This is a genomic window from Paenibacillus sp. 01L418, assembly GCF_056400045.1.
In genome coordinates this window covers 12767-29371 of sequence record NZ_JBFTSN010000043.1, presented here as the reverse complement: position 1 = coordinate 29371, position 16605 = coordinate 12767, and the positions used below count along the sequence as shown (strand labels likewise).

Annotated in this window: 14 protein-coding genes and 1 other annotated feature; of the genes, 5 read left to right on the top strand and 9 right to left on the bottom strand. The window is 44.2% G+C overall.

The window, feature by feature from the left end; genetic code table 11:
* Positions 1-187: 187 nt before the first annotated feature.
* Together AC1DSE_RS08855 and ftsW are read left to right on the top strand one after the other, a co-directional pair.
* On the top strand, positions 188-532 hold the full coding sequence (locus AC1DSE_RS08855; protein ID WP_076268251.1) for a YugN family protein: 345 nt from the start codon (positions 188-190) through the stop codon (positions 530-532).
* Positions 533-542: 10 nt separating this feature from the next.
* Positions 543-1691, top strand: coding sequence for a putative lipid II flippase FtsW (gene ftsW, locus AC1DSE_RS08850; protein WP_477512354.1), 1149 nt, complete (start codon positions 543-545; stop codon positions 1689-1691).
* Positions 1692-1741: 50 nt separating this feature from the next.
* Here the strand turns inward: ftsW and AC1DSE_RS08845 are convergent, their stop codons facing one another.
* On the bottom strand, positions 1742-2125 hold the full coding sequence (locus tag AC1DSE_RS08845; RefSeq protein ID WP_076268249.1) for an Asp23/Gls24 family envelope stress response protein: 384 nt from the start codon (positions 2123-2125) through the stop codon (positions 1742-1744).
* A gap of 540 nt (positions 2126-2665) precedes the next feature.
* Between AC1DSE_RS08845 and cax the strand changes: the two genes are divergently transcribed.
* The gene (gene cax / locus AC1DSE_RS08840; RefSeq protein ID WP_076268247.1) at positions 2666-3724 is read left to right on the top strand and encodes a calcium/proton exchanger; all 1059 of its coding nucleotides are present in this window, start codon (positions 2666-2668) and stop codon (positions 3722-3724) included.
* Between the two features lie 30 nt (positions 3725-3754).
* Here cax and AC1DSE_RS08835 read toward each other — a convergent pair whose 3' ends face one another.
* From AC1DSE_RS08835 to AC1DSE_RS08815, 5 genes are all read right to left on the bottom strand, one after another.
* On the bottom strand, positions 3755-4042 hold the full coding sequence (locus tag AC1DSE_RS08835) for an Fpa/YlaN family protein (RefSeq protein ID WP_054028048.1): 288 nt from the start codon (positions 4040-4042) through the stop codon (positions 3755-3757).
* 136 nt (positions 4043-4178) lie between these two features.
* Entirely contained in the window at positions 4179-4421 is a 243-nt protein-coding gene (locus tag AC1DSE_RS08830) for an HPr family phosphocarrier protein (protein WP_076268246.1), read from the bottom strand.
* Positions 4422-4559: 138 nt separating this feature from the next.
* On the bottom strand, positions 4560-5675 hold the full coding sequence (locus tag AC1DSE_RS08825; RefSeq protein ID WP_475448907.1) for an aminopeptidase: 1116 nt from the start codon (positions 5673-5675) through the stop codon (positions 4560-4562).
* Positions 5676-5710: 35 nt separating this feature from the next.
* On the bottom strand, positions 5711-6448 hold the full coding sequence (locus tag AC1DSE_RS08820; RefSeq protein WP_477512355.1) for a hypothetical protein: 738 nt from the start codon (positions 6446-6448) through the stop codon (positions 5711-5713).
* Between the two features lie 123 nt (positions 6449-6571).
* A complete protein-coding gene (locus AC1DSE_RS08815) occupies positions 6572-8545 on the bottom strand; it encodes a sensor domain-containing diguanylate cyclase (protein ID WP_477512356.1) in 1974 nt (657 codons plus the stop codon).
* Positions 8546-8877: 332 nt separating this feature from the next.
* On the opposite strand from AC1DSE_RS08815, the gene rpsD reads away from it, so the two are divergent.
* Positions 8878-9480, top strand: a complete 603-nt coding sequence (gene rpsD, locus AC1DSE_RS08810; RefSeq protein WP_054028044.1) for a 30S ribosomal protein S4 — start codon at positions 8878-8880, stop codon at positions 9478-9480.
* A gap of 60 nt (positions 9481-9540) precedes the next feature.
* Here the strand turns inward: rpsD and AC1DSE_RS08805 are convergent, their stop codons facing one another.
* The 3 genes from AC1DSE_RS08805 to tyrS form a co-directional block, all read right to left on the bottom strand.
* A complete protein-coding gene (locus tag AC1DSE_RS08805; protein WP_477512357.1) occupies positions 9541-11061 on the bottom strand; it encodes a flotillin family protein in 1521 nt (506 codons plus the stop codon).
* A 26-nt stretch (positions 11062-11087) separates the two neighbouring features.
* A complete protein-coding gene (locus tag AC1DSE_RS08800; protein WP_477512358.1) occupies positions 11088-11618 on the bottom strand; it encodes an NfeD family membrane protein in 531 nt (176 codons plus the stop codon).
* Positions 11619-11749: 131 nt separating this feature from the next.
* Positions 11750-13003: a tyrosine--tRNA ligase gene (gene tyrS, locus AC1DSE_RS08795; RefSeq protein WP_477512365.1), complete on the bottom strand. Its 1254-nt coding sequence runs from the start codon at positions 13001-13003 to the stop codon at positions 11750-11752.
* A 57-nt stretch (positions 13004-13060) separates the two neighbouring features.
* Positions 13061-13365, bottom strand: a binding site (T-box leader).
* A gap of 121 nt (positions 13366-13486) precedes the next feature.
* Here tyrS and AC1DSE_RS08790 point away from each other — a divergent pair.
* Positions 13487-16561: a transglycosylase domain-containing protein gene (locus tag AC1DSE_RS08790; protein WP_441886041.1), complete on the top strand. Its 3075-nt coding sequence runs from the start codon at positions 13487-13489 to the stop codon at positions 16559-16561.
* The last annotated feature ends 44 nt before the right edge of the window (positions 16562-16605 follow it).

The following is a 16605-nucleotide window of genomic DNA, read 5'->3' as shown; positions in this document are numbered from 1 at the left end:
AAATCGTTAGGAATATTAGTTTTCTTCAAAATGTCACTTTTGTTCACAACAAGGGGTGGGAGTAAGGGTTGCGCTTGCTGGGGAAACATACTATCATGAGAAAAGAATGTACAACTCTGTCTTTTGAAATGGAAGCATATGCTAGTAAAGTCAGTTTTGCTTCACAAAACCTTTGGGAGGAACTACCATGATTATTGAAAATACCGGCTTAAACGGTGTTAAAAGCGAACTTGACCACTTAGACGAATCTGCTGAAAAAGTTGGTTTTGTCCGTTGGCAGTGGGAATACTATCGCGCTACATACGACTTGAAACTTGAGGATCACGCTAGCGGATCCGATTATTATTTGAGAATTACAACAAGAGCCATTGAAGGTAAGCTTGAATCACCTCATGCCGTTCTAATTATCGAATCGGTTTATATCGGACGCTCCACTTTCCCGCATGGCCTTGAGTATGAGTCCCCGATTCCACAGCCAATTATGAGTACGGCGACGCAAAGACTTCAGCAATTGAAACAATTGTTAGCGTAACGGTGCAGTCATGAAAGCCACGCAGAACGGTAGCCGTGGAAGACCGGACTTTCTGCTTCTCATTTTAACTCTTCTGCTCGTTGGCTTTGGGCTTGTAATGGTATTTAGCGCAAGCTCAAGTGTCGCTGTCGTAACAGAAGATGATGCCATGTATTTCACCAAGCGCCAGTTCATGTGGGCTGGCCTTGGCATAATGGTTATGTTATTTATGATGAATTTGCGCTATCAGGTTTTCAAACGCCTTTTCATGCTATTTTTCATTCCAGTAGTCATCATGCTCATGCTCGTTCCGTTTATTGGTAAGGAGATCAATGGTGCACATAGTTGGTTCGGGATAGGTTCACTTGGCATACAGCCAACAGAACCAGCCAAGCTGGCCATCATATTGTATCTTGGTGCTCTTATAACGAAGAAGGGCGATAATTTTCGGAGCTTCAAAAAGGGGCTGCTGCCGGTTATCATTATCGTCGGCTTCGTTTGCGGCTTGATTATGATGCAGCCCGATCTTGGTTCCACTTTAGTGCTTGCTGCATGTGCTACGGTCATGATTATGGCTGGCGGTGCGAATTTAAAGCAGGTATTTATGTCAGGAACGATTATCGGCCTCTTTCTCACCGTCATATTCAGTATCTCGATGGCGATTGATCCAAAACCTTGGAAATACCGAATTGATCGGCTTACCGTGTTTAGAGATCCGCTCAGCGATTCTCAGGATACCGGCTGGCATCTCGTGTCGTCACTGCAAGCCTTTGGTCACGGCGGTTTAACCGGTGCCGGATTCGGTGAAAGCGTCCAGAAGCTGCATTATCTGAAATATCCCTATAATGATTTTATTTTTGCAATCATTGGAGAAGAGTTAGGCTTTATTGGCAGCGCCCTCTTCTTGCTCTTTTATTTATTTTTCTTATGGCGTGGCCTTATCGTTGCACTCCGCTGTCCTGATCATTACGGCACAGTTGTTGGTGTTGGCATTGTCGGCTTGATCGCCATTCAGGCTTTTGTCAACATAGGCGGCGTTACTGCGGCAATACCGCTGACAGGCGTTACACTTCCGTTCATAAGTTATGGCGGCTCATCCCTGCTATTTTGTCTAATGTCTATCGGCGTATTGTTAAGCATATCGAGGGAAGCAAATCGTGTAGAACCTACAAAGCGCTAATGGAATCAAAAAAAGGGTGCCTCTTTTACAAAAGAGGCACCCTTCTTTATTTACTTCAATCGCTGCTGCTGAACTTCTTCCAGCTCTTCTTCTTTGAAGGCAACGCCTTCTACCTTCACATTCACTTCAACAACGTGCAATCCTGTCATATTCTCAACAGATTCACGTACATTCAGTTGAAGCTGACGACATACCTCTTGAATCGGAATGCCGTAATGAACAATAATACGAAGATCAATGGCCGCTTCCGTCGTTCCTACTTCAACTGAAACGCCTTTTTGCACGTTCTTTCCGCTCAGCCGTTTGGCGAGTCCTTCGGAAATGCCGCCCGACATTGCCGCAATGCCTGGCGTTTCAAGCGCTGCGAGTCCAGCTATCGTTGCTACTACATCATCAGAGATTCGGATAAGACCCGTTTGAAGTTCTTCTGTCATGTGACTCACTCCTCATTTTGCCATATAGGCTTATTATAGCAGACGGACAATACCACAGCAAAGCTGAGTGTTAAAAGCTTTTGTGAACAAGATGCTATTCAGGCTAAATGTTTATAAATTGATAATTCTTCCACCATTCGCGCTTGCTAGCTTTTAATTCACCGTCGTTACGAAGGAGTAAATCTTAAACATATTAATGTTGGCAAGCATAACAATTTCCTTTAGCTCCGCGTTCTCGTCTTTGTAATTGATAACGAGATACAAATGTTGATTCTTTTTCGTCCATGAAGCTTTTGAGCCAGGCATATCATTAATGATCGTTCGACCAGCCAGGCTTCTGTCGAATTCCGTAAGGTTTTTATCCTATTATCATTCTACCAACTTTCTCCAATATGTGACAATAACTTTATCTCGTCGTTTATTTTCCATGAATCAGATAAACATATCGAATGCACCTTTTAACTGGTAAAGTTTACATGCTTGCTTATTTCCGCTATAGTATTATCAGGTTTTCAGCAACTATTTGAAGAGGTGAACGCTTTGAATCAAAAATGGTTTTTCTCAGGGTTAATCCTCATGTTTGCACTTAGTGCCATCGGTCATTACGCCCACTGGGATAACACAGTCCAATTTATCATTTCAGCCATCGCGATCATCTTTGTGGCCGGTTTTCTTGGTAAAGCCACGGAGAGTGTCGCACATTATGCAGGTCAAAGGCTGGGCGGCTTCCTCAATGCAACCTTCGGAAATGCCGCAGAGCTCATCATCGCGATATTTTTGATTAAAGCGCAGCAATTCGATATGGTAAAAGCGAGCTTGACAGGGGCTATTATCGGAAATCTATTGCTCGTTTTGGGTCTTAGCATATTGCTTGGCGGGTTGAAATATAAGGAGCAGCAATTTAACGGTCGATTAGCTGATCACAATTCTACGCTCATGATCATGGCTGTCATTGGTCTTTTTGTGCCAGCTGTATTCGTTGTTTCAGAGAAGTTTTCGTTTGAGAAGGATCAGTTTCTAAGTCTTGCTGTTGCAGGAATTCTGATTTTAGCTTATATTCTGTGGCTGGTGTTCTCCATGGTTACTCACAAGGATATGCTCTCTGATGTCGTCATGAATGCAGATCATGGTGAAGAGCCAGCCTGGTCAAAAGGAAAGTCAATCTTCTTCCTCCTCCTAGCTACCGTTATGGTGGCCTTTGTGAGTGAATGGCTTGTACATACCCTTGACGCATTCAGTGCGAAATTTGGCCTGTCTGAGCTGTTTATAGGGGCATTCGTAATCGCTATTGTCGGTAACGCGGCGGAGCATAGCGCTGCTGTCATGCTGGCAATGAAAAATAAGATCGGCGCAGCTGTAGAAATCGCAATCGGCAGCAGCTTGCAAATTGCTTTATTCGTAGCGCCTGTGCTCATTCTCGTTAGTAGCTTATTTGGAAACACGATGGATATTGTATTCACGCCTATCGAATTAACTGCCATCGGCGTTTCTGTCTTTATTGCCAAATCAGTTTCGCGTGATGGACGTACGAATTGGTATGAAGGTGTGCTGCTTATTATGGTCTATGTCATCCTCGGTATTGCGTTCTACCTTGTGTAAACAAAAAAAAGAGTAGTCTCCATTTGGAGGCTACTCTTTTCTTTCCAGTGCTTCGTATAGCATAGCTAAATTCCGCTCTAATCTACTCACTATTTCCTTGCCAGCCAGCTCTGCAATGAGTCCGGCRCGAACAGCAAAGTCAACCTCTCGCGAGAATCCATACATTTGTGTATCTAGCACTTCTTCGTAAAGTGGACATTGACGAGTAGTCAAGTTTTCCATCTGAACTTCGATTAGCTTTTCTATTTTACTCGCATCTTCTTGAAGGAGACGAAGCGCTTTCTCATGCAATTGTACCGTAATTTCCGGTGAAGACATCGTTTTCCCCCCTGTGCGCGTATCCGCCGTCTTCTATACCACTATATTAGACGAAATAGAGCGATTATACAAGGTCAAAACAGAAAAGCACCTCTTCAAAAGTGAAGAGGTGCTTATTCGTTAAAAATATGATCTACTAATCCGTAATAACATTAACATTTAAGTTGTGCTTAGCAAATACAGCAGCCATTGCTGCTTTTGCTTCCTCAGCATCCGGTCCGTGTACATGAAGTTCGTACGCATGTCCGCCTACTAGTGTAGTGAAAAGTCCGAGGATGCTTTTTACATCAATATATTTGCTCTCGGCTTGCAGAACGATGGATGAAGTGAATTGGCTAGCCGTTTGGGAAATTTCTACGATTGCTGCGTTGTTGGACATGGGAGATCCCTCCAGTTAAATTAGTAAAGCTTACCTTTGTCACCATGATAACCCGAAAAGAAGCATCCAGCAAGAGGTAAAATGAAAAACGCTTTATTTTCCATTTATTACATAGGAATACGATTCGAGCGTAATTGCTTATTTGAGGTTTTCAGCATTTAACCCTTCAAGCTCTGGAATGACGAAAACGCCATCTTTGCGAATAAGTACATCATCAAAATAAATTTCGCCACCGCCGTATTCTGGGCGTTGAATAAGTACGAGATCCCAATGAACAGCGGAACGGTTGCCATTATCCGTCTCTTCATAGGCTTGACCTGGCGTAAAGTGCAAACTGCCGGCAATTTTCTCATCAAACAAAATATCATTCATGGGATGCAAAATATGCGGATTAAATCCGATTGCAAACTCACCAATATAGCGAGCGCCTTCATCCATGTCTAAAATTTCGTTCAAACGAACATTGTCATTGCTTTCTGCTTTTACGATTTTGCCGTTTTCAAATGTCAGTGAAATATTTTGGAACGTAACGCCAGAATAGACGCTAGGCGCATTGTAAGTAATCGTACCTTGCACCGAATCGCGAACCGGAGCTGAGAACACTTCTCCATCGGGAATATTTCGGTGGCCAGAACATTTTTTCGCTCCGATATTCTTAATCGAGAAGCTTAAATCCGTGCCTGGCGATACAATCCGCACACGATCTGTTTCACTCATCAGCTTCTGAAGCGGGTTCATCGCTGCGTCCATTTTGGCATAATCCAAGTTACATACATCAAAATAGAAGTCTTCGAAATCTTCCGTACTCATATTGGCCAGCTGAGCCATGGATGGGCTAGGATAACGCAAAACGACCCATTTTGTTTTTTTAACGCGCTGTTCGGAGTGCACTGGATTTCTATAAATTTGATCGTATAGGCGCATGTTCGCATCAGGAATTCCAGCAAATTCATTCACATTGTCTCCTGAGCGTACAGCGATATATCCTTGCATATTTTTCATCCGCTCCAAATCAAGCGACGACCAAAGCTCCATTTGCTCCTTCGTAGCATGCTTCAGCAAAGTACGAAGAACAGAACGATCACTCGATTCTACAAACGGCCTTCCGCCCCGCCTTGCAACCTCTTCTATTAAACACTTGGTTAGCTCGCGTTCTGAACCAACCATGTCAATTAGCACATTCTCCCCTGCTTGAACATCGATAGAATATTCGACTAAATTTCGCGCTAGCTTTTGCAATCTTGGATCACGCATGTAAAATTCCTCTCCTTCTAACTTTCGATCATAAACTAATCCATCGTAACACGTTTATGCATCTGCTGAACAGTGTTGCTCAACGCACCGTTAAAGGATTGAAACCTTACTGTCGTGTATCTTGATTCAGAAAATGGACGTTTGTTATAGGTGTACTGAAAGGATGTTTTCTCTTCCATCTTCAGCGGAAGCAGCTTCGTGCGGTCGATAACGAGCTCATACTCCGTGGCCGCCTGCATGGTCGAAAGCATGGCATCAAGCTGGCTGCGCGATCGTGCCAATTCCTCCATCCATTCTTGGTGAAAAGGCTTATCTTTGGAAGGCATGTTTGCTCCAAGCTGATCTAGCTGCTGCCGCAAACGCTGTTCCCATTTCTCCTTTGAATCCTTTGCATTCTCAGTAATCAACAGCGTTACGGTTTTCTCATCGTTGCTGCCGTTTACGATCCGAACCTCATCATTGGACTGATTCAACGTCTCAAGCACCTTTACTGGATTCCAATGCATCGTTTCCTGACTATTCGTCTGCAATGTCAACTGCTGATGATCCACGACCTTGCCTTCGAACACTTCCGGTTTAAAAGCTAGACCACCGTCTGTCTTTATGCTCATCGACCCTGTAAAATAATATTGATCCGTTGCGGCAAGCCCCGAATAAGACAAAGACAGCCATTCCTCAGGTGAACGATGTTTACCCACATTTCCGCATCCGGCAATCGAGAGCATGAATACAAGCGTGACCACAATTACGCTAATTGCTTTCTCTTTTTTCATATGCTTACCTCCCGTCCAACATGTTCTATAGTAGCGTCCCTAACCTGCAAGCTCATTATTCCAAATAGGAACAAAAAAAAGGATGCTGCAATCAGCATCCTTCTCTTTATAATGTTCATGATTTTAGTTTTGACCAACAATGATGCAATTTCTTCCATTATGCTTAGCTTCATAAAGTGCCATATCTGCACGATAAAATAAAGACTCAACGCTAATTTTCTCATCCTCAAACTTCCATTCGGATACGCCGCAGGATACGGTTACGACAGGATCCGTTTCCATCTCCACATGTACCCGTATTCGTTCGGCGATGCGGTACGCTTGCTCAGCCCGAATGCCTGGCAAGTAAATCGCGAGCTCTTCACCGCCCCAGCGCGCGGCAATATCTCCTTGCCTGATCGATCCTCTAATAATATTGCTCACCTGTATGAGTATACGATCACCAACTTGATGTCCATACGTATCATTGATGCGTTTAAACAAATCGATATCTACAAGAATAAGTGAGCCGAATGGATCTTTGCGCTGACGGTTTTGAATTTGTTCATTTAAATAGTGGCGAGCATGCAAGCCAGTTAAGTTATCAGTTATAACCATCCGGCGCACTTCAGCGTGCAATGAAGCATTCGTTACAGCAAGTCCAATGTGCGTGCTCATCACTTGAAGTAATTTATAATTATCGTAGGAGAAGAAATTTGGCGCTTTGTGTGTAATCAAAATAACACCAACGACCTCTCCATCAACCATTATGGGTGAGGCGATAAGCGATCTTGAACCAGTATTATCCATTAGCTTGGACGTTACAACACGAGTATGCCAGTAATCGGATATGATCATTGGCTCCTTGGTTCGATAAACCATTCCGCAGAACCCGTAATCGGGCAAAAACTGCTCGCTCGTCAGGGATGGAAAATTACTGGACATGACGATGAATTGATTTTTTTCTTTGTTAAGCTGCAAAACACAGCAATAATCCGCATCAAATATCGTTAAAAGCTCAGTGGTAGCAAATTGAAAAATTTCTTTGAGCCTAAGCGACTGGTTTAATCGTTTCGTAAGCTCATTAATTAGTCGCAGCTCATTAATAAGCAGATTAGATTGCTCATACAGCTTCGCATTCTCGAAGGCTGATCCCGCAGTATCCGCCAGCTGCAGGAAGGCAGGCAAGTCTGCTTCATCCCATTTGCCTGGACCTATATACAAACAAAGCACACCATACGCGGCTTGTTTGCCGTTCATTGGAACAGCCAGCCTAAGCGTACCATCTCTGTCATGCTCCGTAACCGATTTGCCATTCAAAAAAGCCTTGGTGACGAGATCATGCTCCAAGTTTTTGAAAACAAGCGGCTTTACACGCGGATCACCGTTTAAGTGGTCCTGTGACAAATACAAATGAACTTCCGAGTTTGGATAAAGCTGTTCCAGGCTGCTAAGCAATTCCGATAGCACCGATGCAACATCGATTTGATCATAAAGCCGTTTGGCTGCTTGAAACAATGAATCTCTTCTACTTGCTTCCTGCTCAGCCCGCTGCTGCTGCAAAAGCAAATCCTTTACATAAAGCTGTTCAAACTTATGGTAAAAGCAGCTGCGAAAATGCAATGAGCACATTTGAAGCTGCGCGATGTCCTTCTGATGACCAATTGGAGACACATAAGCAAGAATACAAAAAACAGCACCATCGCCTCGCCTATGAATAGGCACTGCTGCTGTAAATAGATCATCTGCTTCATTATGGCAAGATAAACCGCTGCTTATAACGCTTTGGACAACCTTTGCAAGCGCAGCATCGCGTTTCTCGCAAGCCTCAGCGTCATAAAGACCTTCAGATGAGATCTCTTCCGCTTCATTATTGAATATCACAAATTCACCAGCCTCAAATGAGGCTAATCCTGATGTTTCACTTACCCACTGATTGAAACTGTCTTGGAACAATGGTGATAGCAAGGGCTTGTCCGCATCGCTAATATCTTCGCTGATGAACCAAATCGGTTGTGACTCTGCTGATGTATCCACAATTGTTGATGTTTTACGATATGCAAAATTGCTATTCATTCGATCAACCATGCAGCCCCAACCCTTCCATCTGTCAACCAAGGTGATGAGCTTCCTATTTTCACTTAATATTACAATCATCATACTCCATTTTTGAGAAATTTGCACTACTATGTATTTAAAATATAGGTCTTTCGATGTGTTTCAAACATCATTAAATTTCCTTAGTGAACCTTGACAACAGCTATCTATTTCATATATTATTTATTGATGAATAGATGGGCGTACGGTTTTGTGTCACCCTCATGAAATACGTTCACTATAGGCCAGCGGCTGACTAGCCTATCAGGGACGAGCTTGCTCGAACATTGAACGTATTCGGCGAAACACAACCCCATTCACAAATTTATTTGATGAAGGAGTTAATATTACGTATGTCACGTTATACAGGACCTAAATTTAAACTAAGCCGTCGCCTTGGAATCTCTTTGAGCGGAACGGGTAAAGAACTTGCAAAACGCGCTTTTCCACCAGGTCAACACGGCCCTAACCAACGCAGAAAAATGAGCGGTTACGGCGTTCAATTGCAAGAGAAACAAAAGCTTCGTCACATGTACGGTTTGAACGAAAAACAATTCCGCAACTTGTTTGACAAAGCGGCAAAAATGAAAGGTAAAGCCGGTGAAAACTTCATGGGCCTCCTTGAAAGCCGTCTTGACAATCTCGTTTACCGTCTTGGCCTTTCCAACTCCCGTGCAGGAGCTCGTCAGTTGGTATCACATGGTCACGTAACTGTAAACGGCAAGAAAGTGGATATCGCTTCTTACAGCGTTTCTCTTGGCGATGTAATCGGTTTGCGCGAGCGCAGCCGCAGCCTTAGAACAATTAAAGAAGCTATGGAAGGTCGTCATCACCTTCCGAACTACTTGGAGTTCAACGATCAAGCAATGGAAGGTAAATTCCTTCGTCTGCCTGACCGCGGTGAGCTTTCCCAAGATATCGACGAGAAACAAATCGTCGAATTCTACAGCCGTTAATAAACAAAAAAACCTTGAACCATTTGGTTCAAGGTTTTTTTCTGTTTACACTGCCTTACTTTATTGTTCAGGAAGCTTAATTACAGCAGGAGCAGCAATATCAACCGGCTTGCTAGGCACTGCAGGTAGATTACCGCCTCTATTCGTTAGTCCTTTAATGATTGCATTCACGTCGATTCCCGATACGCTCTTCAGCATCTCCGGAGCAGTAGACATTAATGAAGTCACATAATTGCTTATACGAGCCGCCCCTTCGCCATTCCCTGTATCAACGACAGTAAGCTTATCAATGTTGCCGATAGGATCGGCAATTTTGCCAGCCAGCTCAGGAAGCATTTTTACGATAATATCAAGGATTGCAGCTTCTCCAAATTTCTCAAAAGCTTCAGCTAGCTTTTCTTTCGCTTCCGCTTCTGCTAAACCGCGAAGACGAATAACGTCTGCCTCCGCTGTACCTTTCGCTCTCTCTGCTTCTGCAACAGCTAAACCATCCAAACGTTTCTGGGTAGCATGTGCCTTGGCTTCCGCTTCAATACGGTATTGCAGAGCATCAGCTTCATTAAGAAGCTTCGCCTTGTTCGCTTCCGCCGCTTGTACAACTGCGTAACGGTCTGCATCGGCTTTTTTCTTCACTTCTGCATCATACTGCTTCTCACGACGCAATATTTCTTTTCCTTCCAGATCGATCTCACGTTCTTTACGTACGAGTTCAACCTTCATTTGCTCTTCGACTACGTTTTGCTTAGCACGTGCTTCATGAATCGAATAAGCCTGATCCGCTTCTGCTCTTGCTGTATCTTGATCACGTTTAAATGTCGCGACCTTCATTTCCTTTTCTTTCTCTGCTTCCGCAATGTTGGTATCGCGCACTAGCTCAGCCTTTTGACCGGCCTCAGCAGCGAGTGCTTTCTGAATTCTAGCATCCCGAATCGCTTCAGCTTCCGCAATCTCAGCATCTCTTTTGACTGCAGCAATTCGCGGTTTACCTAGCGCGTCCAAATATCCATGTTTATCGCGCAAATCCTTGATCGTGAAGGAAACGATTTGAAGACCCATCTTCTTCAAATCCTTAGCTGCAACCCCTTGCACCTCTTGCGCAAATTTATCGCGGTTGCGATATACCTCTTCAACTGTCATTGAGCCAAGAATTGCGCGCAAATGTCCTTCCAATACTTCCTGCGCTTCACCCTTGAGCGCTTCGGTAGGCTTGCCTAGAAACTGCTCTGCCGCCGTCGCCACATCTTCAACCGCACCGCCAATTTTAATGATCGCTACACCGTCTGCCATGACTGGTACGCCTTGCTCTGTGTATACCTCCGGCGTCGATACATCCAGCTTATGGGACAATAGCGATAGAAACTCAGCCTTCTGGAATATCGGCAGAATAAACGCGCCTCCGCCTCTAATGATTTTCACTTTACGCCCAGATTCATCCGTGCTCGCATTTCGGGAGCCTAGAAATGATCCCGTTACGAGCATCGCTTCGTCTGGACTAACTGTTTTGTAGCGCGCCCAGAAGGCAAGACCTAATATAACAAAAACGCCAACTACAATAGCTGGTATAACATAAATATCTTCCATTGAATTTCCCCCTTATGCTGCTTTAATTAAGATAGATTTACTTCCGATACATACAAAGTGCTGTCCCTTACCTCAACAACGACAACCTTGGAGCCGCTTGTAATTTCAACGCCTTCAAAGCTAGCTGCAATTTGATTCGTAAATCCAGCTCCCACCTTAACCATCACTTCACCATAGCCCTTCGCAGAAATGGGGACCAGCACCTCCCCGAGCTTACCCGACAAATCATTAAGCGAAAAAGCGATCGAATTCTCGCTTTGCTCCATCGGCTTAATGTAGAGAAAGAAAACAGCTACTGCAGCTGTAAGTGCGATGAATAAGGCAATCACCACGATGGCTGTTGAACTAAAGGCAGTGTAGCGTCCGAGTAGGATCCCTGCTCCGCCAAAAGTGGTTATCCCGCCTACTAGCGCAGTCGGCGACAGCCATGAATGACCATCTAAGGATAAAAAATCGAGTGCTCCATCGAGTGCTTGCCCGATCAAATCCCCAAAAATAATACTTACGAGCGCATAAAGGATTCCTCCGACTAGACAAGACATAAATAGCGTCTCCAACTCTCTCCTCCTCCCTTAGTATCCATAACCTGTTAATGCTTCCGTTATTTAATACGTTGAAAACGCTCTTTTGTTTCTAAAAAAATAGAACTTGTTGAATTTTATCATTTCAACAAGCTCTATTATTCCAATTATGTTAATTTAATTTTTATAAATTTACGTTTTCCAACTTGAAGCACGTCGCCATCCTTAGGAGAAATATCCGTATTAATATCAGTTATCTTCTCTTCATTTAGACGAACAGCTCCTTGCTGAACACTTCTTCTCGCTTCACTGCTCGTTGGCAGCAATTCAAGCATAGTGAGCAGCTTCACGATGCGAATTTGGCCATCTTCCAATTGTTCCGCAGCAATCGATACCTCTTCGATATCATCAGGTAGCGCACGTTGTTGAAATACGGTAATAAAATGATTTTCTGACGCTTTCGCTGCCTCTTCGCCATGGTACATTCGTACAAATGTCGCTGCAAGCTGCATCTTCGCATCACGTGGATGTACAGATCCATCTGCCAGTCCAGCTTTCAATGCCGCAAGCTCCTCGTTGCTTAAATCGGTAGCAAGCTCGTAATATTTGAGCATAAGCTCATCGGGAATCGACATCGATTTGCCGTAGATTTGGTTTGGCTCTTCATCTATACCGATGTAATTGCCCAAGCTTTTGCTCATTTTATTTACGCCGTCCAACCCTTCGATCAAAGGAGTCGTAATTACAATTTGGCCTGGTTTATTATATTCCTTCTGCAAGGTTCTGCCCATTAACAGGTTAAATGTCTGATCCGTGCCTCCTAGCTCCACATCGGAATCAAGAGCTATGGAATCGTACCCCTGCATCAGCGGGTAGAAAAACTCATGAATGCTGATCGGCAAGCCGCTTGTGTACCGCTTTGTGAAATCATCACGCTCCATCATGCGTGCAACCGTTACTTTCCCGGCTAGATTTACAACATCCGCAAAGTTAAGCGGTGCAAGCCATTGCGAGTTGTAGTAGAGCTTTGTTTGCTGTGGATCTAATATTTTGTAAATTTGTTTTTGGTATGTTTCCGCATTCCGCTTCACATCTTCTTCCGTCAACTGCTTCCTCGTTTCCGATTTGCCCGTTGGATCACCAATTCTGCCTGTAAAATCACCGATAATCAGCTGAATCTGATGACCGAGTTCCTGAAATTGACGAAGCTTGTGAAGAACAACCGTATGGCCGATATGAATGTCTGGCGCTGAAGGATCAAGTCCTAGCTTTACATTTAATGGCTTTCCTGTTGCGACAGCATTCGCTATTTTATTTTTCAAATCATCCTCAGGTACAATCTCCACAACACCGCGGCGAATGACAGCCAGCTGACGCTCGACCTCACTTTTCTGCTCGCCACTTAAACTTTCCCACTTCACCATAGAACTTTTCCTCCTTTGTATGCGTCTATATAGACATAAAAAATCCTTCCAGCCCCAAGGGACGAGAAGGATTAGCTCGCGGTACCACCCTCGTTAGAGTACTCCTGCCTTTTTTCACATAAAAAAGAGGTACTCTCACTTCGTTGTTGATAACGGAGACGGGCTCCGAAGTGAACTACTACGGCTGATTCGACTGCCCCACAGGCTTTTTTGCCAAAATGTGCAGAGGATTGTCAGTATACGGTTCCTTCACTTAGCTCCAGGCGGTAATTCAACAAGCGGCGCATACCGGTTTCCACCACCCACCGGCTCTCTGAAAGTACGATTCGCTGTCTACTCATGCCCTTCAAAGCATTGATTAGATAAAACATTATTGAATTTATACCATAGCCATGCTGTGAAGTCAATGCAAGGAAAGAATGCGTTACTTTAGCGATTTATGTTATAATAGGTGTGCTATTTGGAGGAGGAGTCATAGAAATGCAAGAAGATCGTCAACCTGCGCCAAACAAAAGAAGCAAATGGCGTACATTTGGAATCGTAACTTTTATAACAGCTAAATGGATGGTATATTTCGGAATCTTCATCGGATTGCTTGCCGGTGGAGCAGTAACTGGTTATGTGGCCGCACTTGTGAAGGACGAAACCGTAAGACCTCGATCTGTTATTGTAGAGAAGATCGGCGAAAATGCCATCACTGGATTTGTTTACTTCAATGATGATTCACTTGTCGGACAGCTAAGAACGTCAGAGGACCGAATGATTATTACATATGATGATTTACCGCCGCAGGTTATTACTGCCGTACTTGGCATTGAGGACAATAACTTTTTGGAGCATCACGGCGTAGACATTAACGGCCTTGGACGTGCAGTAAAGCAAAAGCTTCTAAATGAAGATACGCAAACGGGCGGAAGTACGCTTACTCAGCAGCTTGCGCGACGTGTATTTCTAAGTTTGGACAAAACAGATAGCCGTAAAATTAAAGAAATATTTTTATCGCTGCGAATGGAACGTTATTTAACGAAAGAAGAAATTTTAGCAGCTTATTTGAATAAGGTTCCGTTCGGAAATGGTTCCAGCGGGTATAATTTGTTCGGCATTAAAGCAGCTGCCAAAGGGATATTTGATATTTCGGATCTAAACCAGCTGAATATCGCGCAGTCTGCCTATTTGGCAGGTCTACCGCAAAGGCCTTCTGCCTATACAGCGTTCACAGGTAAAGGTCAATTCAATGAGGCGGGCTTTGAACTCGCGCTTGGACGTCAAAAAACAGTTTTGAAGCGAATGTTCGAGACTGGGCGGATTACTCAGCAAGAGTACGACGAAGCGTCCAAATTCGATATTAGGAAAACGCTGGCTAAGCCAAAAGAAAAAGCCTATACAACCTATCCTTATCTCATGCTTGAAGCAGAACGTCAAGCAGCGGAAATTATGCTCATGGCGCAGGATTCTACTTTAACAAAAGCAGACCTTCGCAAAAAAGAAAATGCTCCGCTTATTGAGGAAGCTCGCGATCATTTGCTGCGCGGCGGCTACCATGTCTATACAACTATCGACAAGGATGTCTACCAGCTCATGCGTGAGATTGGCACTAATGATGAGAATTTCACGCCATACAGCGAGAAAAAAGGGCTGGAGCAGATTGCAGCGATCATGCTCGATCACAAAACTGGCGCTATCGTGGGAATGCTTGAAGGCCGAGACTTCTATGAGGAGCAATTAAACTATGCCACTCAGATGACAAGGCAGCCAGGATCAACGATGAAAACATTGGCGGCTTACCTTCCAGCTATTGAAATGGGGATCATTCAGCCCGCGAGCATAATTGACGATGCTCCAATTGTCCTGAAAGATGGCCAGAAGGGTTTCCATATCCCAATGAACGTAAACCGTAAGTTCGCGGGTCTAGTAACGGCGCGTGAGGCATTAAACCGTTCCTTGAACTTGCCTGCTCTGAAAATTTTCAATGAGGAAGTCAAAATTGAAAATGCTTGGGAGTTCGTTAAAAAGCTAGGCATTACAACGCTGCAGCCGCAAGATGCTTATGCACAAACCGGTGTAATTGGCGGTCTAAGCATCGGCGTATCGGTTGAAGAGCTTACGAATGCATACGGCTCGATTCCGAACAAAGGCGTTTTCAATGATGCTTATATGATTCAAAAAATTACAGATGCAAACGGAAAGATTGTATATGAACACAAACAGGAACCAACACGAGTGTTCTCGGAGCAGAGTGCCTTCTTGATGACGGATATGCTGTCGACTGTTATTTCAAGCAAAAGCGGATCTGCTAACAAATTGAAATCACAATTCGATAAATACGGTGAAATTCCTATTGCCGGTAAAACAGGATCCACTCAAAGCTACGGTGACGTGTGGTTTATGGGCTTCTCGCCAGATATTACGCTAGGCGTGTGGGCCGGTTATGAGGAACAAGTCAACTCCCTATCCGAGGTCGGCAAAACGCGTGCTCGTTCCATCTGGGCACTCATTATGAATAAGATGGCCGAGAAGAAGCCGGAAGTTTTTGTAACTAAAGAATTTGAACGTCCATCCGGCATTGTCAAAGCTACGGTGTCAAGCGCAAGCGGCTTGCTTCCAAGTCAATTAACGAAGCAAGCAGGCATGCTTGTTACTGACTGGTTTAACAAGAAGGATATACCTAAGAAAACAGATGACGCGCTCGTGAAGATGGCTTATATTTCCTTCAATGGCGTTAACTATGTTCCGAACCCAGCTACTCCTAGCGATATGATTAAGGAACAAATCGTTATTAAACGTAAAAAACCACTGGATGTTCTTATGGATGAAATTAAGGCAGCACAGCAGAAACTTCCGGCTAGCAGTCGTCGTCCACTTGATATTTACCTTCCTGCTGATGCAGAAAACAACGCGCCGTCTAAACCAGACCCTCGCGTTGATGATGGAGCAGCTCCACCGCCTCCGGCAAGCGTTAAGCTGCAATCGTCGGATGGCGTGCTTATATTGACATTTAATGATAGTACTGCTGCTGATGTCGTTGGTTACCGCGTGTACCGTTCGGTTAATCAAGGGCCTTATGAGAAGCAAGGGGAATCCATTGTTGTCGGTGCAGACAAACGTATGAAGGTTTATGCATCCAATGCTCAAAACTACACTTATTACGTAACAGCAGTTGATGTAGTCGGCAAAGAGTCAGCACCTAGTCAAATAGTACAATATGGCAGCACACCGAGTACCCCTCCACCGACAACAGGTGGAGACAACTCAAGCGGAAATGGAAGTGGAAATGGTTCTGGCACAACAACAGCACCTTCCACACCTACTGGCTTGCAGGCTGCGAAAACAGATCTAAGCGTACGATTAACTTGGGCGGCTAACAGTGTGTCAGACCAAGTAACGCAATATAATATTTACTACAGTGCAAACAACGATGGTCAATATTCCAAGATCGGATCGACCTTGGAAACAAGCTTTGAGTATGTTGCGCCGCTTATCACAGGTTCCTTCTATATAACCTCTGAAAACGCGAAAGGCGAGTCATCACCATCCTCCAAGCAAACGATCAGCTAGAGGTAAATGAAATAGGCAGCAGCCTCTCACGGGGCTACTGCCTT